General features: G+C 71.8%; 20 protein-coding genes, 2 tRNA genes, 2 pseudogenes and 1 riboswitch. Of the genes and pseudogenes, 18 read left to right on the top strand and 6 right to left on the bottom strand.

What is annotated here, in order from left to right:
* Positions 1 to 136 precede the first annotated feature (136 nt).
* Positions 137 to 946: a response regulator transcription factor gene (locus FB467_RS19250; protein ID WP_141783905.1), complete on the top strand. Its 810-nt coding sequence runs from the start codon at positions 137 to 139 to the stop codon at positions 944 to 946.
* A gap of 10 nt (positions 947 to 956) precedes the next feature.
* Positions 957 to 1,044: transfer RNA gene (locus FB467_RS03780), tRNA-Ser, on the top strand.
* 64 nt (positions 1,045 to 1,108) lie between these two features.
* Here FB467_RS03780 and FB467_RS03775 read toward each other — a convergent pair.
* Positions 1,109 to 2,740, bottom strand: coding sequence for a helicase HerA-like domain-containing protein (locus FB467_RS03775; protein WP_141783904.1), 1,632 nt, complete (start codon positions 2,738 to 2,740; stop codon positions 1,109 to 1,111).
* Positions 2,741 to 2,784: 44 nt separating this feature from the next.
* Between FB467_RS03775 and FB467_RS03770 the strand changes: the two genes are divergently transcribed.
* The 11 genes from FB467_RS03770 (at position 2,785) to FB467_RS18410 (ending at position 15,805) form a co-directional block, all read left to right on the top strand.
* Positions 2,785 to 3,081, top strand: coding sequence for a type II toxin-antitoxin system VapB family antitoxin (locus tag FB467_RS03770; RefSeq protein ID WP_141783903.1), 297 nt, complete (start codon positions 2,785 to 2,787; stop codon positions 3,079 to 3,081).
* Positions 3,082 to 3,131: 50 nt separating this feature from the next.
* The gene (locus tag FB467_RS03765; RefSeq protein ID WP_141783902.1) at positions 3,132 to 3,674 is read left to right on the top strand and encodes a LytR C-terminal domain-containing protein; all 543 of its coding nucleotides are present in this window, start codon (positions 3,132 to 3,134) and stop codon (positions 3,672 to 3,674) included.
* Positions 3,671 to 4,195, top strand: coding sequence for an SRPBCC family protein (locus FB467_RS03760; protein WP_141783901.1), 525 nt, complete (start codon positions 3,671 to 3,673; stop codon positions 4,193 to 4,195). The genes FB467_RS03765 and FB467_RS03760 overlap by 4 nt, the downstream gene beginning before the upstream one ends.
* Before the next feature lie 237 nt (positions 4,196 to 4,432).
* Positions 4,433 to 5,941, top strand: coding sequence for a cell wall-binding repeat-containing protein (locus FB467_RS03755; protein WP_141783900.1), 1,509 nt, complete (start codon positions 4,433 to 4,435; stop codon positions 5,939 to 5,941).
* Positions 5,938 to 8,553, top strand: a complete 2,616-nt coding sequence (locus tag FB467_RS18695; protein ID WP_211350548.1) for a prenyltransferase/squalene oxidase repeat-containing protein — start codon at positions 5,938 to 5,940, stop codon at positions 8,551 to 8,553. The genes FB467_RS03755 and FB467_RS18695 overlap by 4 nt, the downstream gene beginning before the upstream one ends.
* On the top strand, positions 8,550 to 9,674 hold the full coding sequence (locus FB467_RS03745; protein ID WP_211350547.1) for a hypothetical protein: 1,125 nt from the start codon (positions 8,550 to 8,552) through the stop codon (positions 9,672 to 9,674). Before FB467_RS18695 ends, FB467_RS03745 begins: the two co-directional genes overlap by 4 nt.
* A gap of 11 nt (positions 9,675 to 9,685) precedes the next feature.
* Positions 9,686 to 10,882 carry an energy-coupling factor transporter transmembrane component T gene (locus FB467_RS03740; RefSeq protein WP_194288384.1) on the top strand — a complete coding sequence of 399 codons (1,197 nt, stop codon included), beginning with the start codon at positions 9,686 to 9,688 and terminating at the stop codon, positions 10,880 to 10,882.
* Positions 10,879 to 12,519, top strand: coding sequence for an ABC transporter ATP-binding protein (locus FB467_RS03735; protein WP_141783898.1), 1,641 nt, complete (start codon positions 10,879 to 10,881; stop codon positions 12,517 to 12,519). Before FB467_RS03740 ends, FB467_RS03735 begins: the two co-directional genes overlap by 4 nt.
* Positions 12,516 to 13,376, top strand: coding sequence for an ECF transporter S component (locus FB467_RS03730; protein ID WP_141783897.1), 861 nt, complete (start codon positions 12,516 to 12,518; stop codon positions 13,374 to 13,376). The genes FB467_RS03735 and FB467_RS03730 overlap by 4 nt, the downstream gene beginning before the upstream one ends.
* A riboswitch (cobalamin riboswitch) is annotated at positions 13,364 to 13,489 on the top strand. Its footprint overlaps the gene before it by 13 nt.
* A gap of 221 nt (positions 13,490 to 13,710) precedes the next feature.
* Complete coding sequence (locus FB467_RS03725) at positions 13,711 to 15,429, top strand: cell wall-binding repeat-containing protein (RefSeq protein WP_170230549.1); 1,719 nt, start codon at positions 13,711 to 13,713, stop codon at positions 15,427 to 15,429.
* A gap of 211 nt (positions 15,430 to 15,640) precedes the next feature.
* Entirely contained in the window at positions 15,641 to 15,805 is a 165-nt protein-coding gene (locus FB467_RS18410) for a hypothetical protein (RefSeq protein WP_153390394.1), read from the top strand.
* A 37-nt stretch (positions 15,806 to 15,842) separates the two neighbouring features.
* Here the strand turns inward: FB467_RS18410 and FB467_RS03720 are convergent, their stop codons facing one another.
* On the bottom strand, positions 15,843 to 16,976 hold the full coding sequence (locus FB467_RS03720) for a hypothetical protein (RefSeq protein ID WP_141783895.1): 1,134 nt from the start codon (positions 16,974 to 16,976) through the stop codon (positions 15,843 to 15,845).
* A 110-nt stretch (positions 16,977 to 17,086) separates the two neighbouring features.
* Here FB467_RS03720 and FB467_RS03715 point away from each other — a divergent pair, with 110 nt between their 5' ends.
* The gene (locus tag FB467_RS03715; RefSeq protein ID WP_141783894.1) at positions 17,087 to 17,596 is read left to right on the top strand and encodes a phosphoribosyltransferase; all 510 of its coding nucleotides are present in this window, start codon (positions 17,087 to 17,089) and stop codon (positions 17,594 to 17,596) included.
* Between the two features lie 24 nt (positions 17,597 to 17,620).
* Here the strand turns inward: FB467_RS03715 and FB467_RS03710 are convergent, their stop codons facing one another.
* The gene (locus tag FB467_RS03710) at positions 17,621 to 17,995 is read right to left on the bottom strand and encodes a DUF4342 domain-containing protein (protein WP_141783893.1); all 375 of its coding nucleotides are present in this window, start codon (positions 17,993 to 17,995) and stop codon (positions 17,621 to 17,623) included.
* 282 nt (positions 17,996 to 18,277) lie between these two features.
* On the opposite strand from FB467_RS03710, the gene FB467_RS03705 reads away from it, so the two are divergent.
* The 3 genes and pseudogenes from FB467_RS03705 (at position 18,278) to FB467_RS03695 (ending at position 22,178) form a co-directional block, all read left to right on the top strand.
* Positions 18,278 to 18,550, top strand: coding sequence for a GlsB/YeaQ/YmgE family stress response membrane protein (locus tag FB467_RS03705; protein ID WP_141783892.1), 273 nt, complete (start codon positions 18,278 to 18,280; stop codon positions 18,548 to 18,550).
* Positions 18,551 to 19,256: 706 nt separating this feature from the next.
* A pseudogene (locus FB467_RS03700) lies at positions 19,257 to 20,560 on the top strand (ISL3 family transposase).
* A gap of 1,111 nt (positions 20,561 to 21,671) precedes the next feature.
* Positions 21,672 to 22,178: pseudogene (locus FB467_RS03695) on the top strand (phosphoribosyltransferase).
* 37 nt (positions 22,179 to 22,215) lie between these two features.
* On the opposite strand, the gene FB467_RS03690 reads toward FB467_RS03695, so the two are convergent.
* The 3 genes from FB467_RS03690 to FB467_RS03680 all read right to left on the bottom strand — a co-directional run bounded on the left by FB467_RS03690 (position 22,216) and on the right by FB467_RS03680 (position 23,481).
* The gene (locus FB467_RS03690) at positions 22,216 to 22,599 is read right to left on the bottom strand and encodes a DUF4342 domain-containing protein (RefSeq protein ID WP_228393464.1); all 384 of its coding nucleotides are present in this window, start codon (positions 22,597 to 22,599) and stop codon (positions 22,216 to 22,218) included.
* Positions 22,600 to 22,943: 344 nt separating this feature from the next.
* Positions 22,944 to 23,033: transfer RNA gene (locus FB467_RS03685), tRNA-Ser, on the bottom strand.
* Positions 23,034 to 23,043: 10 nt separating this feature from the next.
* Positions 23,044 to 23,481, bottom strand: coding sequence for a nucleoside deaminase (locus tag FB467_RS03680; RefSeq protein WP_141786454.1), 438 nt, complete (start codon positions 23,479 to 23,481; stop codon positions 23,044 to 23,046).
* A 92-nt stretch (positions 23,482 to 23,573) separates the two neighbouring features.
* On the opposite strand from FB467_RS03680, the gene upp reads away from it, so the two are divergent.
* Complete coding sequence (upp, locus tag FB467_RS03675; protein ID WP_141783890.1) at positions 23,574 to 24,212, top strand: uracil phosphoribosyltransferase; 639 nt, start codon at positions 23,574 to 23,576, stop codon at positions 24,210 to 24,212.
* The last annotated feature ends 34 nt before the right edge of the window (positions 24,213 to 24,246 follow it).

Raw genomic sequence — 24,246 nt, 5'->3', positions numbered from 1 at the left:
TTCCCCGTGCCTTTGCGGAACGCACGTTCCGAGGCGAAATTCAGACTCGCTCGTTACCTTGTCGTGAATTATTTGCGGATTCTTTGCGTTCTGATGTAATTTCCATAACGAATCCGCACCCGACACAGGAGGTCTCATGCCCCTGGTGGCCCTCCTCGCGGACGACGGCCTGATCGGTCGCAGCGCCCGGTTCTGCCTGGCCCAGGACGGGCTTGCGGTCCTCGAGGCCGAGACGCCCGAGGACCTGCTGGGCGTGTCCGGGAGGACGCGGCCGACCCTCGCCGTCGCCATGATCTCCCTGCTCCCCGACCCGGTCGCGACGAGCCGCGACCTGTTCCCGTCCGGGATCCCGCTGCTGCTGCTGTCCGGCCAACCGCTGGATCCCCACGCGGAGACCAGCTACCTGCGGGCGGGTGCCGACGACGTGGTGGTCGCGCCGTTCCACCCCTCGGTGTTCCAGTCGCGGGTCGAGGCTCTGCTGCGGCGGGCCACCCGGTGGCAGGTGACCCGCCGGCTGGAGTTCGACCGGCTCGTGGTCGACCTGGACGACCGGATCGCCTGGGTCGGCGGCCGTGCGTTGGACCTGACCCGCACCGAGTTCGACCTGTTGGCCGCGCTGATGAGCCGGCCGCTGCACATCCAGACCCGCAGGGAACTCGCCGAACAGATCGGGTTGCGCACCGAGGACGCCTCCGTCGCGCCGCACCTGAGCCGGCTGCGGCGCAAGGTCACCGAGGCTGGCGGACCGCACATCGGTCAGGCGATCCGCGGCATCGGCCTCCGCCTGACCTCCACCTACCGGGCGCCGTCGGTCACGGCCGGCTTCTCGGCCCCGATGACGACGGCTCCGATGGCGACGACCCAGGACCCGACAGCCGCGCCCCCGGAGCCCTCCACCGGTCCGGACCCGGCCACCGGTTCACGTTCCGGGCCAGAGTTCGGGTAACCTCTCCGGCGGAGGATTCGCATAGCGGCCTAGTGCGCACGATTGGAAATCGTGTTGGGATAAAACCCTCGGGGGTTCAAATCCCCCATCCTCCGCCAGCGGATGTCGCAGGACATCGCCGAACCCCCGGACCAGCAGGTCCGGGGGTTCGTGGCATCCGGCTCAGCGGCGGCGCCGCCCGGTCCCCAGGATGCTGCGGCTCACCTCGCGCCCGATCACGGTGCCGGCCGACCGCAGCATCGAGCGGAACGCACCGGAGTCCACCACCTTCTCCAGCAGGGACTCCTCCTTCGGCTCGGCCCGGCCCTTCCGCGCCGGCGCTGGTTCGTCCTCGGGCCAGCGCCCGTCGGCGCCGGCCTTCTCCAGGTCGGCCTCGAGCGAACCACCGGCCGGGTCGCCCGCCACCTGCGGCGTGCCGTCCTCGTCGGCGGCGGCCGCCAACCCGGCCGTCAGCTTCTCGTAGGCGGACTCGCGGTCCAGCGGCTCGGCATACTTCGGCGCGAGCTCCGAGCCGGCGACGGTCTCCTGGACCAGGGCCTCCTCCGACGGTCCCATCCGGGCCTGCGGCGCGCGCAGCATGGTCCGGGCCACCGGCGTCGGCGCACCCCGCTCGGAGAGCACGGTGATGACGGCCTCACCCGTGCCCAGCTGGGTCAGCACCTCCTCCAGGTCGTACTCGCTGTTCGGGAAGGTGCGCACGGTGGCCCGCAGCGCCTTGGCGTCCTCGGGGGTGAAGGCGCGCAGCGCGTGCTGGACCCGGTTGCCCAGCTGCCCCAGCACACCGTCCGGCACGTCCTTGGGCGTCTGCGTCACGAAGAAGACCCCGACCCCCTTGGAGCGGATCAGCCGGACGGCCTGCTCGACCGAGTCCAGGAACGCCTTGGACGCGTCGTCGAAGAGCAGGTGCGCCTCGTCGAAGAAGAAGACCAGCTTCGGCTTCTCCGGGTCACCGACCTCGGGCAGGTCCTGGAACAGGTCGGCCAGCAACCACATCAGGAAGGTGGAGAAGACGACCGGCTTGTCCCGCACTCCCGGCAGCTCCAGGCAGGTGATCACGCCGGTGCCGTCCTCCCGGACCCGCAGCAGGTCGGCGGTGTCGAACTCCGGCTCGCCGAAGAAGTCCTCGGCGCCCTGGTCGGAGAAGGCGATGAGCTGGCGCAGGATGACCCCCGCGGTGGAGGAGGACAGCCCGCCCAGGCCCTTGAGGTCGGCCTTGCCCTCGTCGGAGAGCAGGTGCTTGATGACCGCCTGCAGGTCCTTCAGGTCGAGCAGCGCCAGGCCGTTCTTGTCGGCGTAGTGGAAGACTAGGCCGAGGCTGGACTCCTGGGTGGCGTTGAGCCCGAGCACCTTGGACAGCAGCAGTGGCCCGAACGCCGTGATCGTCGCCCGGATCGGCACGCCCGTCCCCTGACCGCCGAGGCTGAGGAACTCCACGGGGTATGCCGTGCCCGTCCAGTCCTGCCCCAGCGCCTGCATCCGCGCCGCGATCTTCTCGTGCTCGGCCGCGGGGGTGGCCAACCCGGACAGGTCGCCCTTGATGTCGGCGAGGAAGACCGGCACCCCGGCGGCGGACAACTGCTCGGCCATCACCTGCAGGGTCACCGTCTTGCCGGTGCCGGTGGCGCCCGCCACCAGGCCGTGTCGGTTCATCGACCCCAGCGGCAGGCGGACGGTGGCCTCGGGGACCGCGGTCCCGTCGTCGTCCAGGGCCGCGCCCAGGGTGATCGAGGGCCCTTCGAAGGCGTATCCCGCGGTGATGGCATCGAGCTGGGAGGTCTTGGCGTCGTCGCTCACGCACAAGACTCTAGTGAATCCGGTGTCGTCCCTACACTGTCCTCATGATCTTCAAGGCCGTGGGGGACGATCGCCCCTACCCTCCCCACGGTCTGGACGACCCGAGGGACTGGTCCCACCTGCCGCCCCGGATGATCCGGCTGGACGAGCTCACCACCACCAAGTCGACGATGGACCTGCAGCTGCTGTTGTCGCCGGACTCCACCTTCTACGGCGACATCTTCTGCCACGTCGTGCAGTATGGCGGCGAGCTCTACCTGGAGGACGGCCTGCACCGGGCGCTGCGGGCCGCGTTGGCACAGCGCCCCTTCGTCCACGGGCGTGTCCTGGTGATTGACTGACCCACCCTGGGTACCGTGCCTTACCGGAGAGTCCCGAGGAAGGAGAGGCCATGGGCTACGTCCGCACCGCCGGCATGTCCACCGCGGCCCGCCGTCGGCGACGTCGCACCGCCCTGGTCCTGACCGGCCTGCTCGTCCTCCTGATCGCCGTGTTCGCCTACGCCGGGGCCTACTACAAGGGGTGGTTGGGCTCCGACGAGGAGTCCGCCGGGGGCGACGGCGAGCAGGTCACGGCGACCGCCACCGCGGAGCCGCTGCAGCCGGAGGACGTCCAGGTGAACGTCTACAACGCCACCGACCGGGCCGGGCTGGCCACGCGGACCGCCGCGGCCCTGGACGCACGCGGCTACGACGTCCAGACCTCCGACAACGACCCCGAGAAGTCGACCGTCGAGGGGGCCGCCCACATCCGGTTCGGACCCGAGGGCGCCGAGGCGGCCGCGGTGCTCCACGACCTGGTCCCGGACGCGGAGCTGCTCGAGGACGAGCGGGAGAGCGCCGAGATCGACCTGGTGCTCGGACCGGACTTCGAGGAGTTCCCCGAGATCGAGGACGAGGAGTCCGAGCCCACCTCCACCGGGGGCGACCGGTGAGCGCGGGGTCCTCGGGGTCGACGCCCGGGGGCAGCGGGCACGAGCTGACGCTCAGCCGGCGGATCGAGGCCACGCCGTCCCGCGTCTGGCAGGTGCTCACCGACCTCAAGCACGCCCCGCAGGTGCTCAGCGGGGTCCGCTCGGTGGAGCTGCTCACCGACGGACCGTATGCCGTGGGCACCCGGTGGCGGGAGACCCGGACGATGATGGGGCGCACCGTGACGGAGGAGATGTGGGTCGTCGACAGCGACCCGCACCGGCGGACCGAGGTCGCGGCCTCCTCCGGTGGCGCCGACAACCGCAGTGTCTTCACGCTGTCCCCCGACGGCGAGGGCACCTCGCTGACGATGCACTTCAGCGCCCACACCCCGGACCCGACAGGCGTGCAGAAGGTGCTCTGGAAGGCCTTCGGGGCCCTGGGCCTCCGGGCGACCCGCAAGGCGATGGAGACCGACCTGGCGGACATCGCGGCGGCCGCGGAACGCTCGGACGGGTCGCCGGCCGGGCCCTCCGTCCGGTAGCCCGGGGCGGATCGCCCCTCGGCTAGACTGTCCGGACCACGCCACCCACGGGGGAAGCCGGTCCGAGTCCGGCGCTGACCCGCAACGGTAGGCCGGAGACACCCGTCGCCGGCGAGCCCGAATGCCCGGGAGTGGCCCGCTCCACACACCCGTCGAGGCCTGCGGGAGGAGTCCGGCGGGCACCACCACCCCCGGCACCCGGGGACCTCGACCCAACAGGGGAACGAGGTCTACCCGATGCCACCGATCCGCCGCGCCGTCACCGCCGCGCTGGCCCTGGTCCTCGCCGCCGCCGCACCCGCGGTCGGCAGCACCAGCACCACCGACACCGGGCCCGACGCGCCGCCGCAGCAGAACTCCGCGCTGGGCTACGATGGCTACTGCCTGGACGGGCACGGCATGACGGTTGTCGTCGACTTCCAGGACCTCGGCGCCTGGAAGGGGCACGACGGGAAGACCATCGTCCGCTGCGCGCCCGGCCCCGCAGAAGGCAAGGACTTTGCGGGGACGGGACGGGACGCGCTGCGCGAGGCGGGCGTGGACATGACCGGCACGGAGCGGTGGGGCCTGACCATGGCCTGCCGGCTCGACGGCCGGCCCGCCGCGGACGAGACGATCCCGCGCCAGGGCGACCCCACCTACCGGGAGGCGTGCGTCGACACCCCGCCGGCGAACGCCTACTGGTCCTATTGGTATGCCGACGACGGCGCGGCCTGGACCTACAGCACGGTCGGTCTCACGAGCAGGTCGGCGATCCCGGGCGGGTTCGAGGGGTGGTCCTTCTCGCTGAACCGCTCGGCCACCACCAACCCGCCGCCACGGTCGGCGGCCGTCCGTCCGCTGGCCGACCGGCTCTCCGGCAGCACCCGGTACGCCACGGCCGCGGAGGTCGCGGGCAAGTACGTGACCGGGGTGGACGTCGTCTACGTGGCCACCGGCCGGGGATTCCCGGACGCACTGGCGGGGTCAGCACTGGCCGGGCGTCAGGACGTGCCGGTGCTGCTCACCGCGCCGGACGAGCTCCCGGCCGAGACCGTGGAAGCGTTGCAGCGGCTCAAGCCGAAGCGGATCGTCGTGCTCGGCGGCTCCACCGTCGTCTCCGACCCGGTGGTGACCGCCCTCAAGAAGTACACCTCGGGGACGGTCACCCGGCTCCGCGGCGCCAACCGCTACGCCACCGCGGAGCAGGTCTCCCGGCAGTTCCCGGTCTCCACCACGCGGGTCTACGTGGCGACCGGCGACAACTTCCCCGACGCGTTGGCCGCCTCGGCGCGGGCCGGCAGCCAGGGCGTCCCCGTGCTGCTCACCCGGAAGGGCGAACTCCCCCAGGAGACAGTGACGGCACTGAACCGGCTGCAGCCGACGCAGATCTTCGTCGTCGGCGGCAGCACGGTGATCAGCGACGCGGTGGTCACCCAGCTGCGGCAGCACGCCGGGACGGTCACCCGGCTCAGCGGCGCCAACCGCTACGGGACGGCCGAGCAGGTCTCCCGGACCGGTTTCACCCCGGGCGTGCCGGTGGCCTACGTCGCGACCGGCGCCAACTTCCCCGACGCCCTCGCGGGGTCGGCCCTGGCCGGTCGCACCCGGGGCCCCGTGCTGCTGACCAGGCAGGACACGATCCCCCCGGAGACGGCCAGGGAGCTGGGCCGGCTGGACCCGCAGACGATCATCGTCCTGGGCGGCACGACCACGGTCAGCGACAGCGTCCTCAACCAGCTGAAGCAGTACGTGGTGCGGCCGTGACGCGTGGCGCGACCACGACCCGGTATGCCGGGTGGCTGGCGGCGGGCCTGCTCCTCGCCGGCCCCGTGGCGGCGGTCGCCGCGCCCGACGGGTCGGACGCCCCAGGCGCCCAGGTGTCCGTCGCGGACCGCTCGGCGCAGACCGCCGGCTGGCTGATCGGGCAGATCGACCCGAGCACGGGCGCGGTGCCCGGGCCGGGTGGTGCGGCCGACTGGGGCCTGACCGCGGACGTGCTGTTCGCGCTGCACGCCACCGGTCACGGCGACGCCGCCGCGCAGCAGGTGACCGCCGGCCTGGCCGCCCACGTGGCCGACTACGCCGGGCCGGCGTGGTACCCCGATGCCGACACCCGCCTGGCCGGGCCGACCGCCAAACTGCTGGTCGCGGGCGTCGTCAGCGGCGTGGACGTGCACGCCTTCGGCGGGAGGGACGTCCACGCCGACACCCTGTCGCTCATCGTCGAGGACCCTGCGGACGCGGAGCACGGACGGATCAAGGACCGCATCGTCTCCTCCCCGGGCCGGGACGACAGCAACGTCTTCGCTCAGTCCCTGACGGTGATCGGCCTCGCCCGCTCCGGTGGCCTCCCGGACTCGGCCGTGACCTTCCTCGACAAGTACCAGTGCTCCGAGGGCTACTTCCGGATGTACAACAACGACCACGACAGCAACCCCGCACTGACCTGCGACGGGGGCAAGGCCGCGGGGATGTCCGCGCCCGACGTCGACGGCACCGCGATGGGGGTCCAGGCGCTGATGGCCGCGCGCGACGCCGGGGTGTCCGGCCTCCAGGACGACATCGACGCCGGCCTGACCTGGCTGGTGGGGGCCCAGCGCGAGGACGGCTCGTTCGGTGGCGGCGTCGGCACCGACGGTCCGAACTCCAACTCCACCGGGCTGGCCGTCCAGGCGCTCACCGCGGGGGGCCGGGACTCCGCCGCGGCCCAGGGCCGGAGCCAGGTCGCGACCCTCCACCTGGACCCCGACCGGGTCGCCGGGACCGCACTGGCCGGCGAGGTCGGCGGGATCGCCTACGACCGGGAGAACCTCGACGCGGCCCTCGCGTCCGGTCTCGACGGGAGCCGGGACCAGTGGCGCCGGAGCACCCCGCAGGCGGTGTTCGCCCTGGCGCCGGTCCCGTTCGGCCGGATCGGCCAGGACCCCCTGCTGCCGGACCCGCCCCTCCCGACCCCGGAGCCGACGCCCACCCCGACGCCGTCTCCGAGCCCGACGCCCGCGCCGACCCCCACACCGGCACCGGGTCCGACGCCGCCGACCCCGACCACCCCGCCGGCGACCTCTGCGCCGGGGGCGACCGGGCCCGGCACGGGGACCGGTCCCGGCGACTCCACGGGAGCCGCGTCCGGTGACCGCGGGTCCGGTCCGGTCGCGGGGCCGGCACCGCGCAACGCCGGTGGGACAGCCGTCCTCCCCACCGGGGCAGGGGACGATGCCACCGACCAGACCGCCGGCCCCGACGAGGGGCTCGAGCTCACGTCCACCGGAAGCGACCGGGTCGACGCCGCGGCGGGCTTTCTCGCCGCACAGTTCGTCGGGGGGACCCACCTGCGCACCGAGGTCGATGGCACCACCTTCGTGGACCACGGCGCGACGGCGCGGGCCTGGCTCGGGCTGTACGCCGCCGGCGTCCCGGTCGACGACCTGGCTCCGGTGACGGACTTCCTGCTGGAGGAGGACCAGGCGGCGGCCTACGCCCACGGGGTGCCCTACGACGCGGACGACGCGCGGTATGCCGGGCCGTTGGCGGACCTCGTGCTCATCGGCGCGCTGTCCGGTCGACCGTCGGAGACGCTGACGGCCGAGTTGGTCGCCCAGCAGGATGCCGACGGGTGGCTGGCCGACACCAGCGACCTCGGGGACCAGTCGGACACCCGGAGCCAGGCGGTATCCGTGCTCGCGCTCACCGCCGCGGGTCAGGACGATGCGGCTGCGGCGGCGGCACGGGCCCTGGCCGGCCAGCAGTGCACCGACGGCCTGTTCCCGGCGGAGCCGGACGACGGCTGCACCGCGGGGTCGGCCGCGGTCACCGGGCTGGCCGTCCAGGCGCTCAATGCCACGACCGACCCCACCACCGGACCACCCGGCCATGCGACCGCGCTGCGCTCGGCCGCCGCCGCCCTGGTGCAGGCACGTTCGGACGCCGGCGCCTTCGAGGCCGGGGAGCTTCCCGAGGTGACCGTGACCGGGTGGGCCGCGGCGGGCCTGGTCGCCGTCGGGGTCGACGGCACCCCCAGTGCCGACTGGTTGATCGGGCAGCAGGTCGAGGACTCCGGGCTCCCGGCCGCAGAAGGCGGCGAGGCCGACCGTGAGGCCACGGTCGCCGCCCTGCCGGCCCTGGCCGGCTCCTCCTACCTCACTGTTCCGGACGGCCTCCTGCTGCCCGCGACCACCGTCGACCCGTCCGCCACCGGCGCCGACGACGCTGCGGCGACGACCGCCGCGGCTCCCGCGGCCGCGCCACCCTCCGCGCCTGCCGACGGTCCGTCCGGGTGGCTGCTCGGCCTGCTGGGGCTGCTGGTCGCGGCCGGTGCCTTCGTCCTGGGCCGGGTGAGCGCCGGCAGGCGCGGCACCGCCGGGGGGTCCGCCCCGTGACCCGGCGTCGACCCGGCCTGGCGACCGTGGCGGCCGTGCTGTTCGTCCTGCTGACCGCGACCGGGTGGCCCTTCACCGCCCCGGGGGGCGCGCCGACGGCCGCGGCCGTCGACCCCGCCCGCGGCACACCCGGCCCGTGCCCGGACGACACCGGCGTCACCGTCGTCGTGGACTTCCAGCAGGTGGGCTCGGGCGAGGTGATCGTCCGGTGCTCCCCCTCCGCGGACGGGACGGGTCTGGACGTGCTCCGCAACGCCGGGTTCCAGATGGAGGGCGTCCGCCGGTGGGGCGACTCGTTCGTCTGCCGGATCGAGAACACCCCGTCGCCCGGCGAGGCGCTGCCGGTCCGCGGCGACGAGGGATACACCGAGTCGTGCATCGACACCCCGCCCGCCACCGCCTACTGGTCCTACTGGCACGCCACCAACGGTGGCAGTTGGCAGTACTCCCAGTGGGGCCTGAAGAACCGCACCCCCGTCGCGGGCGGCTTCGAGGGCTGGTCCTTCTCGCTGAACGCCACGGCGGACGCCAACCCGGCCCCCCGGTTCACCCCCGTCCGTCAGGCCCGACCGGCCGATCCCACCCCGCCCGGCGCGGGTGATCCCGTACCCACCGGTGGGGGTGAGACCTCCGGCGGGGGCGGCTCGACGAGCGGCGACGACCCGGGGCAGGACGGCCCCGGCAGTGCTGGCGGCGACGCCGGTAGCACTGCCGGTGGGAGCGGCGCCGCTGGCGGCAGCGACACCAGCACGGGCAATGGCACCGACGGCGGCACCGGCCAGCCAGGTGCCACCACTGCCGACGGGAGCGGCCCCGGAACGGACGGTCCGGCGCCGCTGCCGCGACAGCCCCGCGACGGGGCAGACGCCACGGCGCCGGCGGACGCGACCCGCACGTCCGGACCGGAGTCCGCCGACGGGACGGCGGGCCCCGGCGACGCCGCAGCCGCTACCGGAGACGTCGCGTGGAGCGGCGGGGAGCAACTGGCCTCCGGGGCAGAGACGGACGGCGGGGGCTGGCTCGGCCTTCCCTCCGGTGTGTGGTGGACCCTGCTGGCTGCCCTGGCCCTGACCATCGTCGGCACCACAGCCGCCCGGCGGCGGTCCGGGAGGACCACCTAGTGTCAACCCCCGTGGCGGACCGTTGGCACGTCTACTGGTTGCCCCGGACCCTCCACCCGTTCGCGTGGTGGGTGTGGGCCCTGGGGCTGGCGACGGCCGCGAGCCGCACCACGAACCCGCTGCTGCTCGGCCTCATCATCGCCGTCGCGACCACCGTGGTCGTGGCCCGCCGCACGGACGCCCCCTGGGCCCTGGCGTTCCGCCTCTACTGCATCGTGGCGGCCTTCGTGGTGCTGATGCGGGTGTTCTTCCGGGTCGTCTTCGGCGGCGGCGAGGGGGTCCACATCCTGCTGAACCTGCCGGAGATCCCGCTGCCCGCGTGGGCCGCGGGGATCCGGCTGCTCGGCCCGGTGACCGCGGAGGCGCTGCTGGGCGGCTTCTACGACGGCCTGCGCCTGGCCACCATGATCGTCTGCATCGGCGCGGCGAACGCCCTGGCCAACCCCAAGCGGTTGCTGAAGTCGGTGCCCAGCGCGCTCTACGAGGTCGGCACCGCCGTGGTCGTCGCGATCTCCGTGTTCCCCCAGCTGGCCGAGTCGGTGCTGCGGGTGCGGCGCGCCCGCAGCCTGCGCGGCGGGTCCGGCAAGGGGCTGCACGCCCTCAAGGGGATCGTCATCCCGGTCCTCGAGGACGCCCTGGACCGCTCGCTGATGCTGGCCTCGGCGATGGACTCCCGCGGCTACGGGCGCTCCGCGCACGTGCCGCCCCGTGCCCGGCTACTGGCCGGGAGCTGCACCATCCTCGGGCTCGTAGGGGTGTGCGTCGGCATCTACGGCGTGCTGGACGGGACCACACCCCGCTACCTCGGGATGCCGATGCTGGCCCTCGGCCTCGGTCTGGCCGCCGTCGGATTCGCGGTCACCGGCCGCCGGGTGCAGCGCTCCCGCTACCGGCCCGACCGGTGGGGGCTGGCCGAGCTCGTGGCCGCGGGCAGCGGCGCCGCGGCCGGTGTCGCCGTCTACCTGACGCTGGCCGTCGATCCCAGCAACATCAACCCCAGTCTCAGCCCGCTGCAGTGGCCGCAGCTGTCGGGCGCCATGGTGGTGGCCGTCCTCCTCGGCGCGGTCCCGGCCTTCGCCACCCCACCCGCCCCGCTCACACTGGACGCGTTGCGCAGGGCCCGCGATCGGCATACGGCCTCCGGGGACACCCCCGGCAGGCCCATGCCCGGCCGCGGCACGGACGACCACGAGGAGGCTCCCGCATGATCCGGTTCGACGGGGTCACCATCACCTACGACGGGGCCGAACGCCCGGTGCTGCAGGACGTCGACCTGCGGATCCCCGAGGGCGAGCTGGCGCTGATCGTGGGCCGCACCGGCGCGGGCAAGTCCACCCTGCTGCGGGCGATCAACGGCCTGGTGCCGCACTTCACCGGCGGTCACCTGTCGGGTCGGGTCACGGTGGACGGCGTCGACACCCGGGACCACCCGCCGCGCGAGTTCGCGCACCTGGTCGGGATGGTCGGTCAGGACCCGCTGGCGGGGTTCGTCACCGACACCGTCGAGGAGGAGCTCGCCTACGGCATGGAGCAACTCGCCGTGGCGCCGGACGTGATGCGCAAGCGGGTCGAGGAGACGCTCGACCTGCTGGGCATCGCCGAGCTGCGTCGCCGGCCGCTGCGCACCCTCTCCGGCGGTCAGCAGCAGCGCGTCGCGATCGGCTCCGTCCTGACCATGAACCCGCGCGTCCTGGTCCTCGACGAGCCCACCTCGGCGCTGGACCCGACGGCCGCCGAGGAGGCGCTCTCGGCGATCACCCGCCTGGTGCACGACCTCGGGGTCACCGTCGTGATGGCCGAGCACCGGATGGAGCGGGTGGTGCAGTATGCCGACCGTCTCCTGGTCGTCACCCCGCCGGACGGGCATCGTGGCGGCGGGGTAACCGACGGGGAGCCGCACGAGCAGCTGCGCACGGCCCCGGTGGCCCCGCCGGTGGTGCAGCTGGGCCGGTTGGCCGGCTGGGAGCCGCTGCCCCTGTCGGTCCGCGACGCCCGCCGCCGGGCGCCGGAACTGCGGGAACGACTGGCCAGGGTGCCGGAGGACCGCAGGCCGACACCGGTGCGACACCCCTCGTCGGACGGGGCGGACGTCGTGCTGCGGGCGCACCAGATCGTGGTCCGCTACGGCGACGTGGTCGCCGTCGGCGGCGTCGACCTCGAACTGCGTCGCGGACGGGTGACGGCGCTGATGGGCCGCAACGGCTCCGGCAAGTCCTCCCTGCTCTGGGCGGTCCAGGGCTCCGGGCGGCGACACTCCGGCACGGTGTCCGTCGAGGGTCGGGACACCGCCACGCTGTCCGCCCGGGACGCGAGGCGGCTCGTGGGGTTGGTCCCGCAGAGCGCGGCCGACCTGCTCTACCTGGAGACCGTCGACGCCGAGTGTCGTGCCGCGGACGAGGAGTCCGGCTCCGCCGCGGGCACCTGCCGTGGGCTGCTGGACCGGATGGCGCCGGACATCCCGGGCGCGCGGCACCCGCGGGACCTGTCCGAGGGGCAGCGGCTCTCCCTGGTGCTGGCGGTCCAGCTGACCGCCACCCCCGGGGTGATGCTGCTCGACGAGCCCACCAGGGGGCTGGACTACGGCGCCAAGGCCCAGCTGGCGCAGGTCCTCACCGGCCTGGTCGCGGGCGGCACGGCCGTCGTCGTGGCGACCCACGACGTGGAGTTCGTGGCCGCCGTCGCCGACCGCGTCATGGTGCTGGCCGAGGGTGAAGTGGTCGCCGACGGGCCCGCCACCGACGTCATCGCCGCCTCGCCGATCTTCGGCCCCCAGGTGGCCAAGGTGCTCGGCGCCCCGTGGCTCACCGTGGACGACGTCCGGACCGCGCTCGAGGTCTCCCCGTGACCCCCCGGGCCGCCGTGCCCGTCCGTGCCGTCCGGCTCGGGCCCCGGTCGGCGATCGTCCTGACCCTGGCCTCCGTCGCCGGGCTGGCCATGTTCCTCTGGCCGTTGTTCACCCAGGTCGAGCCGTCCCCGATGCAGCACGGGACCGACGCCCCGTTCGTCTTCATGGCGGTCCTGCCGGTCCTGGTGCTGATCGTGCTCGCCCAGATCAGCGAGGGCGGCATGGACTCCAAGGCGCTGGCCATGCTCGGCGTCCTCTCCGCCGTCAACGCCGCCCTGCGCCCGCTCGGGGCGGGCACGGCCGGCATCGAGCTGGTGTTCTTCGTCCTGGTGCTGGCCGGCCGCGTCTTCGGCCCGGGCTTCGGGTTCGTGCTGGGCTGCACCTCCATGTTCGCCTCGGCGCTGCTCACCGCCGGGGTCGGGCCCTGGCTGCCGTTCCAGATGTTGTGCTCCGCCTGGATCGGGCTGGGCGCCGGCCTGCTGCCGCGACGGGTGACCGGTAAGGCCGAGATCGCCATGCTCGCGGCCTACGGCGTGGTCGTCGCCTACGTCTTCGGCATGCTGATGAACATGTGGTTCTGGCCGTTCATCACCGGGGCCAGCCTGGACTACTACGACGGCTCGATCTCCTACGTGCCCGGTGCGCCGGTCCTGGAGAACCTGCACCGCTTCCTGATCTTCACGCTGCTGACCTCCACGGCCGGGTGGGACACCGGTCGGGCGATCACCAACGCCGTCGCCATCGTGCTCATCGGGCCGGCGCTACTGGCGACCTTCCGCCGGGCCGCGCGGCGCGCCTCGTTCGGGGTGCGCCCCACCTTCGACGCCGACGGCACGCCCGGAGCACGGTCGCGCTAGAGTTCGGCTACCGAAGGACAGGTAGGGGAAGCCGGTGCGATTCCGGCGCTGACCCGCAACCGTGACACGCCCCCGCGTGGAGCCGGAATGCCTGCCGGCCCTTGGGCTCGATGTGAACCGCCGTGGTCTGCGGGACGAGCCGGAGGCGGGACCTTGCCCCCATCCCCGCCGAAGGGTGCCGCAGCCACCCTTCGAAAGGTCCCCGACAATGTCCCTCACACCCCGCCGGCTCGGTCTCGTGGCAACGGCCGGCCTGCTCCTCGCTCCCCTGACACCCGTCGTCAGCGCACATGCTGCACCGGCTCCGGCGCCCGCCGCAGACGAGGCGGCGGCAGTGGCCGCCGCCGACTACGTCGTATCGCAGATCTCGGACGACAACCTCGGCGACCCCGGTGCCACCGCCGACGGCATCCTCGCCCTGCTGGCAGTGGACGGTTACGACGCCGAGGTCGAGTCGATGACCGACTGGCTGGAAACGCAGGCACAGGCATACGCCGGCGCCGGCGGACCAGCCGCCGGGAAGGTGGCCCTGGTGGCCGCCGTCACCGGGCGGGACGCCACCGACTTCGGTGGTGTCGACCTGATCGCCGCGGTCGAGGGCTCCATCGGTGACGACGGCACGTGTGGCAGCTGGGGCTACGCCTTCGGCCAGGCGCTGTGCATCCTGGGTCTGGATCGTGCAGGGGCCGAGGTGCCCTCCGCCGCGGTCACGAACATGTTCACCTACCAGGACCCCGAGACGGGAGCTCTCGGCTACTACGCGGGGGACGACTTCGTCCCCGACAACGAAGCGTCCGGGCTCGGGCTCGCGGCGCTGGCCGCGGTCACCGAGCAGGAGGGCGCCACCGCGTCCGCCGTTCAGGTCCGCAACTACCTGCGGGAGGCCATGACGGAGGAGGGCTACTGGGAGAACTTCTCCCCGGTGAACACCACGGGCCTGGTCGCCCCCGCGCTCGAGCTGGTCGGCGACGACATCGACCTGTCCGTCGACTGGATGGTGGGTCAGCAGCTGCCCGATGGCGGTCTTCCGAACGTGCTCGACGGCGAGAGCTCGGACCTGCGAGCAACCGTCCAGGGAATGCTGGTCTTCACCGGTGAGAGCTACCTGTCGGTGGGCGAGGGCGGGGAAGACCGGGTCGACCTCGTCCTGGGCCCCGAGAAGGTCGACCGGGTCTCCGGACCGAACCGGTACGCCACCGCGGCCGCCGTCTCGTCCACTACCGAGCCCGGCGTCCCGGTCGTTTACGTGGCTACGGGCCGGGAGTATGCCGACGCGCTCGCCGGCTCGGCCCTGGCCGGCAGCCAGGACTCCCCGGTCCTGCTCGTCCGTCCCGGGGACGTCCCCGAGGAAACCGCGACTGAGCTCACCCGGCTGCAGCCCGGGTCGATCGCCGTCCTCGGCGGCACGGCTGCGGTCTCCGACGACGTGGTGACCACGCTCGGCGGGTTCACGCCCGGGGATGTGGAGCGGATCTCCGGTTCGACTCGGTACGGCACCGCTGCCGCGGTCGCGTCCGAGTTCGACGGGGCCACGGAGGTGTTCGTCGCGACCGGCCGGGACTACGCCGATGCCCTGAGCGCCGCGGCCTACGCCGGCGCGGTGGACGCTCCGGTGCTCCTGGTCCGCCCCGACGAGGTGCCGGACGAGACGGCTGCCGCGCTGACCGAACTCGACCCGGACACCATCACCGTGCTCGGCGGCTCGGCCGCCATCGACGACGACGTGGTGACCGACCTCGGGGCGTTCGGCCTCGTCCAGCGGGTCTACGGCACGGACCGCTACGAGACCGCCGCGGCACTGGCCCAGCGCCACGAGGGTGCCGAGTCGGTGCTCCTGGCCACCGGTCAGGACTGGCCGGACGCCCTGACCGGTGCCGCCCGCGCCGGCCAGCTCGGCGAGCCGCTGCTGCTGGTCCAGCAGGCCCAGGTGCCGCCCGTCACCGGCGAGGAGCTCGTGCGGCTGGCTGCGCCCGAGCTGCACGTCCTCGGCGGGTCCGCCGCCGTCGACGGCGCCGTGCTGACCACGCTGGAGGCGCTGAACTACGCCGGCTAACTGCACCGGACCACGTCGGCCCGGCCCACCGCACCCGGTGGGCCGGGCCGGACGGGCACGACAGCGGCTCCCTGGTGTGAGGTGCGCTACACCCGGGAAGACCGGCAGCCGCGCGGGCGTTGACGAGGATGCGTCGGGCAGTGGAGCCGTTTTTGGTTCTGCCACCCGGCGCCTTTTCGTATACCCGCTCCGACACCGAGGAACAGCCCCCATGGGACCCCGTCTCACCCAGCCCCGCCCCCGCACCGACGCCCCGGCCAGCGCCCGCCTCACGTGGCGCGAGCGCCGTCAGGACGCCCAGCTGCGCAAGGAGCTGGCCGCCCGTCCGCAGCACGTGCGCAACGAACTGTTGGAGATGCTCAGCCGCCAGCGCTGACCGCACTCCCCGTCGGGTCCGCCGGACCGTCGGGTGTTCAGCCCCCGATCGGGAAGACCAGCACCTGCTGCGGTTGTCCGTCGGTGCTGCTGACCACCGTGATCCCACGGTCGGTGAGGCCGACCCCGTTGTAGTAGTAGGTCCGCTCGGCGCGGTCGATCCACCGCTCGCCGACCAGGTCCAGGTCCTCGTCGAACAGGGAGATACTGGTGCCGACGCCGTCGTAGGACACGGACACCAGCCGATCGTGCCCGTCTGGCCCGAACGCCACGGCGGCGACCGCCTCCTCCGGGCCACCGTCGGCATTGATCCTGGTGCGCTCGCCCGTCGCGAGGTCGTGCACCTCCGGCGGGACGGCGAAGTGGGTGTCCCATCCCTGCACCACCGCGCGGGCGCCGTCCGGTGACAGCCCGACCAGGCTCTCGTCGGGGCTGTGTTCCAGGACCGGTCGGAGATCGGCCGGGGCCCCCGACACTCCGTCCGACACGGCATACAACCCCGCTCTCGTGGCCGACTCCCCCTCGCGCACCTCACCGGCCACCCACGGGACACCATCCACCACGAACAGGCCCCGGACCTCGACCTCCTCCAGCGTCGCGACGGTCTCCGGCTCGCCGGTCGGCCCGTCGACGTCGAGGGTCCTCAGCTCGGTCCGGGCGTCCGTGGCCCACGTGTAGAGCAACCGTCCGTCCCCCGCCCAGGCCAGGTCCGGGGTATCCGCGATCCACTCCTCCGGCGTCACCGGCTCGGCCGCGCCGGTAGCCAGGTCAAGGACCCAGACCACGTCCTGGACACCTTGGCTGTTCCGGCTGCCGGGCTGGACGAAGGCGAGCTTGGACCCGTCGGCGTTCCACGTCGCGTCCCACGTGCCGACACCGTAGCGGCCGGTGTCGGTGCAGGTCGCCTCGGCATACCCGGGGCCGGTCCGGATGCAGAACTCGCGGACCCAGTCGTCCGCCCCGTCGGGGACGGTCGGCTCCATGGCGGTGACCAGCTCCTCGCCCGAGGGCGACACGGCGACGAAGGACTCTCCCGCGCCGAGGGTCACCACCTGCGGCTCTCCGATCGGCCCGGGCTGCGCAGGCTGAGCGGCCCGTTCGCTGCAGGCCGCGAGCAGGGCCGCCATCGCCACCGCCGCGGCCCTCCGCAGGGCATCGTGTCGTCGTCCCATGTCGCTCGGACGCAGCCACGAGGGAATCCGCTCCCGGCGGCGGACGAGGTCCGGTCGCCGAACCCGAGGGCGGGACATCACCGGCGCCGTGCCGGTAGGCTCACCGGGTGATGGCCTACCACGCGGACTCGGCGGAACTCACCGAGAAGGAAATACTGACCTGGGACCTGTTCGGGACCGCCTGTCGCGAGCTCGCCCAGCAGGTCGCGGACTCCGGCTTCGAGCCAGAGATCCTGATCGCGGTGGCCCGCGGTGGGTTGCTACCCGGGGGCGGCCTGTCCTACGCGTTGGGGGTCAAGCTCACCGACGCGATCAACGTCGAGTTCTACACCGACGTGCACGAGACGCTGCCCGACCCGGTGCTGCTGGCCCCGATGCTGGACACCGACTCCATCAACGGCAAGCGGCTGCTCGTGGTCGACGACGTGGCCGACTCCGGCCGCACCCTCGCCCTCGTGCTCGACCTCCTGCAGTCCCACGGCGCCGAGACCCGCAGCGCGGTGCTGTATGCCAAGTCGCCCAGCGTGGTGGCGCCCGACTACGTGTGGCGCCGCACCGACGACTGGATCGTCTTTCCCTGGTCGGCCGAGCCGCCGGTCACGCCCGGGGCCGGGGCCTGACCGGGTCCTCCCCGGCCACGGCAGTCACCCGTCCTGGGGTCCGTCGCCGCCGCTCTCCGGGGTGCCCTCGAGCTGCGGGCGGACCCGCTCTACCCCGATGGTCACCTGGGCGAGGAACGCGGCGACGGCACCGACCGCGACCAGCGCGGGCGCAATGACCGCAGTGACGGCAGTGACCGCCACGCCCGCGGTCAGCGGGACCTCGAGCAACACCCTGCCGTCGCTGTTCTTGATGAACAGCCGCCGGACGTTACCTTCGGCGATCAGCTCCTTGACCTTGTCGAGTGCCTGCCCACCGGACACGGTGAACTCCTCGTACCAGGTCTTCCCGGACGCAGCGTCATCGGTGGTCCGGCCCTCGGCCCCTCGGTCCGTGTTGTCAGCTGACTGAAAGCTCACGATCTGCTCTTCCCGTGGGGATCGTCGGCGACTCCGGTCGAGCCGACCGCGGGAGACGATCCCCACTGATCCGAGTCTGGCAGGCACCGCGGCGCCGATCACTCGGTGATCACCCTGACTCCCCCGGGAGACGACCCTGGTCCGACCCGGGGTGGGCGTCCCGACCGGAGCACGACCGACCCGCCGGTCACCTCTCGGCTGGATACCTTCCTCTCCCCCACGTAGGCTCGGTCGCCGGTCGCGGCAGCAGCCGCGAGTAACAGTCGTGAGAGGAGCATCGCAATGGGTGCAGAAGTTGGCTGGATCGCCTGGATCGTCATCGGAGGCCTGGCCGGTTGGATCGCCAGCAAGTTCATGGGCACGGACGCGCAACAGGGCATCTTCCTGAACATCGTCGTCGGCGTCGTCGGCGCGTTCCTGGGTGGTTTCCTGCTGGGCGCACTGGGCGTAGACATCGAGGGGGCGGGCTACTTCTTCAGCTTCCTCACCGCGATCCTGGGTGCCTGCATCCTGCTGTTCCTGGTCAAGCTCGTCACCGGACGCGGCAAGGCCTGACCCACCGTCCCACCACCTGACGCCCACCCGCCGACGCACTCGGCCGGTGGGCGTCGCTGGCTCCTCCCCTAGAAGTCCAACACCTTAACCGTCAGCAGCCTCTGCTCGGCAAGCTCGCGCCAGTACCCATCACAAGTCAGCGCGGGTAGCTCTAGACGCTGCGCCGTCGCCAGGATGAGGGCATCTGCCATGGAAAGGGTTGAGGTGAGGGGGTGGCGGGCTCGATCCCACGTGCGGGGTGCCGGGGTGCCCCTGAGCCAACTCGATGAGGTCCGCCGGCTCAACGAGATCGTCTGCGGCCCGGGGCTCAAACTGCATACCCAAGCCTGCCAACGTCTCGTGGATCTGCGTCCCGGTCGACACGTTGCCCCTGGTGAGTTCCGAGCCGTGGATTGCGTCGAGGGTGGCTTGCAGGTCGGGCCTGATCGCGGGCCGGAAAGCCTGCGTGGTGCCGTTGATCGCGATGGTCGGAGTTGGCGGGCGACGTTGTGCATGGCTGGCCTCGACGAACGTCCACGGCGGCGGGCAGCTCCGTTGGCCCTCCATCGTTCTGGTAACTGCATCTGTACGCTTAGGCTTATAACGGGCTCTTCGCAGATGAGGGTGTAGTCGTGAGCGGATCTGGGGTCGGCGCGTCGGTGCCGGGGTGAGGGTCGAGGTCTTCCGAAGATGGAGGTTCCTACACCGCCCACCCGAAGACCTCGACGTGCCCGACGTTACATTCACGCGCCCCGACCTGACGACCTTCACCCGCCTGGAGGACCTCGGTCTGGAGATCACCGGCCAGCTCCTGGAGCCCGACCGGGCGGTGCTGGCCTGCCGCGTGGTGGACCCCGACGACTGGTGCCGACGATGCGGCTGCCAGGGCGTGCCGAGAGACACCGTGATCCGCATGCTGGCGCACGCACCTTTCGGGTGGCGTCCCACCACGCTGCTGATCACCGTCCGCCGGTATCGCTGCACCGAGTGCGGCCACGTGTGGCGTTAAGACACCACCAAGGCAGCGGAGCCGCGGGCGAAGCTCTCCCGGGGCGGGCTGACCTGGGCACTGGTCGGGATCGTGGTCCAGCACCTATCCATGGCCCGCGTCGCCGAGGGCCTCGGGGTGTCCTGGCACACCGCCAACGATGCCGTCCTGGCCGAGGGCAAACGAGTCCTGATCAACGACTCGCACCGCCTCGACGGCGTCGCCGTCCTCGGGGTCGACGAACACTGTTGGCGGCACACCCGCAAGGGCGACAAGTACGTCACCGTCATCATCGACCTCACCCCGGTGCGCGATGGAACCGGACCAGCCCGCCTGCTGGACATGGTCGAAGGACGCTCCAAGCAGGCGTTCAAGACCTGGCTAGACGACCCGGGACCAGGCCTGGCGCGACAACATCCAGGTCGTGGCCATGGACGGGTTCTCCGGCTTCAAAACGGCCACCACCGAGGAACTGCCCGACGCGGTCAGCGTCATGGATCCGTTCCACGTAGTCCAGCTGGCCGGGGAGGCGATGGACGACTGCCGCCGCCGAGTCCAGCAGCAGACCTGCGGGCACCGCGGCCGCAAGGGCGACCCGCTCTACTCCGCCCGACGCACCCTGCACACCGGCGCCGACCTGCTCACCGCCAAAACAGACCGCCCGCCTGGACAAACTCTTCGCGGCCGAGGAGCACGTCGCGGTCGAAGCCACCTGGGGCATCTATCAGCGGATGGTCGCCGCCTACCGCGAGCCCGACCGAGCCAAGGGCCGAGAGAGGATGTGCGCGGTCATCGAGTCCGTCCGCCAGGGCGTCCCGGCGGGCTTGGAGGAGCTACGCCGGGTCGGGCGCACCCTGTCCCGCCGCGCCGAAGACGTCCTGGCCTACTTCGACCGGCCCCACACCAGCAACGGACCCACCGAAGCGATCAACGGCCGCCTCGAACACCTACGAGGCCTCGCCCTCGGCTTCCGCAACCTCACCAACTATATAGCCCGCGCCCTACTCGAGACCGGCGGATTCAGACCCCAACTACACCCCTAACTGCGAAGAGCCTTATAACGAGTCAACCGATGAGTCAACGGCTCCTTGCTGCTCACCCAAGGTCATGATACCCTACTTGGTTAACGTTCTGCAGCATGCAGGTGGGTAAGGAGTTCCCATGGCGGGTTGGCGGTTATCCAAGGCAGGTGCGGCTGGGGCGCTCATGTGCGGCCTTCTCTTGCCGGTCGCTCCGGCGTCAGTCGGCGAGGTAAATACGATCAACATTTCTACCTCGACACACGAGGTGACAGACGTTCCTGCGGCGCAGATCAGTGACGGATTAAGTGCCGTGGACATGAGACAGCTGGAGAAGGCGGCTGACCTCACTGGCACACCACTTGAGGAGTTGATTCGGTCGGCTTGGGACGACAACTTCTCGCTGCTCATCTCGGAGCTCCGAGAGACTGACCCTGACTCGTTCTCCGATGCTGAGATCGTTGATGTTGAGCATGCTTTTTCGCGGTCTGACCGAATGGATAATGCACTCGGCATCTGGGTAGCGACAAACTAATGCCCGCTCTTCAGCTCACCACGGAAGCCACTCACACGCCGCGAAGACGAAGGTGGGTATGGCTGATTGTGGTTGTCGTTCTTGTTGCTCTCATCGCCGTGTTCTTCATCCTAATGCAGCGCGGTGTTTCGTGGCGGGATCAGGTGGAAATCGTTGATGCGATACAGCCTGAGCCGAATCGTCTTGAACTGTTTGTGGACACATGTGGGGCCGAGCCAGAGCTCGAGCTACTGAGCGAAGATAGTCAACGTGTTGAAGTAGCCGTCGTTTCGACGCACACTTTCGGGGGCAGCGGAGGCAGTGACTGTCTTGACGTGGTGAGCATCCGTTTGCAGGAGCCACTTGGCGATCGTCCGCTAATTGACAACACGTCTGGGAATGAGGTCATGGTGCGTGACGGGTGACGACATCCAGGCGGCCGTCGATGCGAGCCGGAGGAACCTATGCCTGCGATCCAGATTTGCTCACCTGGCCGGCGAGGACTTGCCCGCATACGCCTCTGCGCTCGAGGAGCGCTACGCCGAGCAGAAGACCCTCTGGGTTCGATCGATCCTCGAGGCCGCTCGGGACAGGCGAGGCGGAGACCCAAGCCATGTTCCCCTGGGGATCGCTCCCCCAGGGCCACTCACCGAGAAGGAAATACTGACCTGGGACCTGTTCGGTACCGCCTGTCGCGAACTCGCCCAGCAGGTCGCGGACTCCGGCTTCGAGCCCGAGATCCTGATCGCGGTGGCCCGCGGTGGCTTGCTCCCCGGGGGCGGCCTGTCCTACGCGTAGGGGGTCAAGCTCACCGACGCGATCAACGTCGAGTTCTACACCGACGTGCACGAGACGCTGCCCGACCCGGTGCTGCTGGCCCCGATGCTGGACACCGACTCCATCAACGGCAAGCGGCTGCTCGTGGTCGACGACGTCGCCGACTCCGGCCACACCCTGGCCCTCGTGCTCGACCTCCTGCAGTCGCACGGTGCCGAGACCCGCAGCGCGGTGCTGTATGCCAAGTCGCCCAGCGTGGTGGCGCCCGACTACGTGTGGCGCCGCACCGACGACTGGATCGTCTTCCCCTGGTCCGCCGACCCGCCCGTCACACCGTCGACGACGGGATAACAGGCCGGGGGCCGACCCAGCCCCCGATCACGAGCGGTTACTCCGCGGGTGAAGCCTCGTCGTCCGGACCGGATGCAGCCTCGCCGCCCGTCAGGGACGTACGCTCCCGCTCCACGCCGATCGTCACCTGGGCGACGAAGGCGGCGACCGCTCCGATGGCCACGAGGGCCGGGGCGATCATCGCCGTGACTGCGGTGACCGCCACCCCGGCCGTCAGCGGGACCTCCAAGAGCACCTTGCCGTCGCTATTCTTGATGGAGACCCGCCGGACGTTGCCCTCAGCGATGACTTCCTTCACCTTGTCCAGCGCCTGGCCCCCGGAGACGGTGAACTCCTCGTACCAGGTCTTGCTGTCGGACGTGTCGCCCTGGTGCTGCCCCTCGGGCCCCGGGCCGGCGCTCTGGCCTGCGTGGTCTGTCACGGTATCCATCCCGCGGGCACCGTCGGTGGCTCAGGTCGAGCCGCGCGCTAAGGCGATCCCCGCTTTCCTCAAGTCTTGCACCGGGCGGGAGGGGCGGCACTCGGTGAGCACCCTGACGTTGCCCTGGTAACCCCTGATCCCGGGTCAGGGGTTACCGAGACCAGGTGCGGCGAACGCCCGACTGCGGCCCGGGCGATCTCTTCAGCAACGGAGCGGGTCCGTCGGCGAGCGAGGGCAAAGACGGTCCGCAGACAGGCGTCGGCACAGGCGCCGTGGGGCACCTGAACAGCCGGTCCTCCCCGATTCGGGGAGGACCGGCGTTTTGCCTGGTCAGGCTGGCTGGCTGGCGGTGGCGGTGGGATTTGAACCCACGGAGGACTTGCGCCCTCACACGCTTTCGAGGCGTGCTCCTTAGGCCGCTCGGACACGCCACCGCCCAGCAGGTTACCCGAGGCGGTGCGGGCCGAAGAAATCCAGCAACAGTGCGGCGCACTCCTGCTCCAGGACTCCGGCGACCACCTCGGGCCGGTGCAGCGTCCGCCGGTCGCGGGGCAGGTCCCACACCGAGCCGCACGCACCGGCCTTGGGATCGGGTGCGCCGTAGACGATCCGGTCGACCCGCGACAGCACGGCCGCGCCGGCGCACATCGCGCAGGGTTCGAGGGTGACCACGAGGCTCGCGCCGTCCAGGCGCCAGCTTCCGCGGGCCGCGCCGGCCTCGCGCAGCGCCACGACCTCGGCGTGGCCGGTCGGGTCGTGGTCGGCCTCCCGCACGTTGCGCCCCCGGCCCAGCACCCGGCCGGAGCCGTCGACGACCACGGCGCCGATCGGCACGTCCCCGCTGGACCCCGCCTCCCCGGCGACCCCGAGGGCGGCGCGCATCCAGTCGGCATACCCCTGCGCGGACCACGCGGGGAGGTCCGCGCCGGGCGCACCGGGTGTGTTGCCAACGCTCACCGGGTAAGTTTCGCAGTATGCGCGTGCACGTTGCCGACCACCCGCTCATCAACCACAAGCTCACCTACTTGCGGGACAAGCGGACCGACACCCCGACGTTCCGTCGGCTCACCGACGAACTGGTGACCCTGCTGGCCTACGAGGCCACCCGCGACGTGCGGGTCACCCCGTTCGACATCGAGACCCCGGTGGCCCCCACCACGGGCATCCACCTGTCCACGCCCAAGCCCCTCGTGGTGCCGATCCTGCGGGCGGGCCTGGGCATGCTGGACGGGATGATGCGGATGCTGCCGACCGCCGAGGTCGGCTTCCTGGGCATGGTCCGCAACGAGGAGACGCTGGAGGCGCACACCTACGCCAACCGGTTGCCGGACGACCTCGACAAGCGGCAGTGCTACCTGCTGGACCCGATGCTGGCGACCGGCGGCACGCTGGCCGCGGCGATCCACTACCTGGTGGACCTCGGCGCCGACCACATCACCGCGATCACCCTGCTCAGCGCCCCCGAGGGGATCGAGCGGGTGGAGCAGGACGTCGCCGACATCGACCCACCCGTCACGCTGGTCACCGGGGCGATCGACGAGAAGCTCAACGAGCACGGCTACATCGTGCCCGGACTCGGCGACGCGGGGGACCGGCTGTACGGGGTGGTGTGACGTGGCGGCACCCTCCGCCCGCAGCCGGGTCGAG

Origin of the sequence: Ornithinicoccus hortensis (genome assembly GCF_006716185.1) — a bacterium.
Classification (GTDB): Bacteria; Actinomycetota; Actinomycetes; order Actinomycetales; family Dermatophilaceae; genus Ornithinicoccus; species Ornithinicoccus hortensis.
The sequence above is the reverse complement of the archived record's forward strand: the minus strand, read 5'-3'. Positions and strand labels throughout refer to the sequence as shown.

Excerpts from the sequence above, each read along its gene's own strand:
- FB467_RS19250 (WP_141783905.1), top strand. The coding sequence starts at position 137 with ATGCCCCTGGTGGCCCTCCTCGCGGACGACGGCCTGATCGGTCGCAGC.
- FB467_RS03770 (WP_141783903.1), top strand. The coding sequence starts at position 2,785 with ATGATCTTCAAGGCCGTGGGGGACGATCGCCCCTACCCTCCCCACGGT.
- FB467_RS03765 (WP_141783902.1), top strand. The coding sequence starts at position 3,132 with ATGGGCTACGTCCGCACCGCCGGCATGTCCACCGCGGCCCGCCGTCGG.
- FB467_RS03755 (WP_141783900.1), top strand. The coding sequence starts at position 4,433 with ATGCCACCGATCCGCCGCGCCGTCACCGCCGCGCTGGCCCTGGTCCTC.
- FB467_RS03735 (WP_141783898.1), top strand. The coding sequence starts at position 10,879 with ATGATCCGGTTCGACGGGGTCACCATCACCTACGACGGGGCCGAACGC.
- FB467_RS18410 (WP_153390394.1), top strand. The coding sequence starts at position 15,641 with ATGGGACCCCGTCTCACCCAGCCCCGCCCCCGCACCGACGCCCCGGCC.
- FB467_RS03720 (WP_141783895.1), bottom strand. The coding sequence starts at position 16,976 with ATGGGACGACGACACGATGCCCTGCGGAGGGCCGCGGCGGTGGCGATG.
- FB467_RS03715 (WP_141783894.1), top strand. The coding sequence starts at position 17,087 with ATGGCCTACCACGCGGACTCGGCGGAACTCACCGAGAAGGAAATACTG.
- FB467_RS03705 (WP_141783892.1), top strand. The coding sequence starts at position 18,278 with ATGGGTGCAGAAGTTGGCTGGATCGCCTGGATCGTCATCGGAGGCCTG.
- FB467_RS03680 (WP_141786454.1), bottom strand. The coding sequence starts at position 23,481 with ATGCGCGCCGCCCTCGGGGTCGCCGGGGAGGCGGGGTCCAGCGGGGAC.
- upp (WP_141783890.1), top strand. The coding sequence starts at position 23,574 with ATGCGCGTGCACGTTGCCGACCACCCGCTCATCAACCACAAGCTCACC.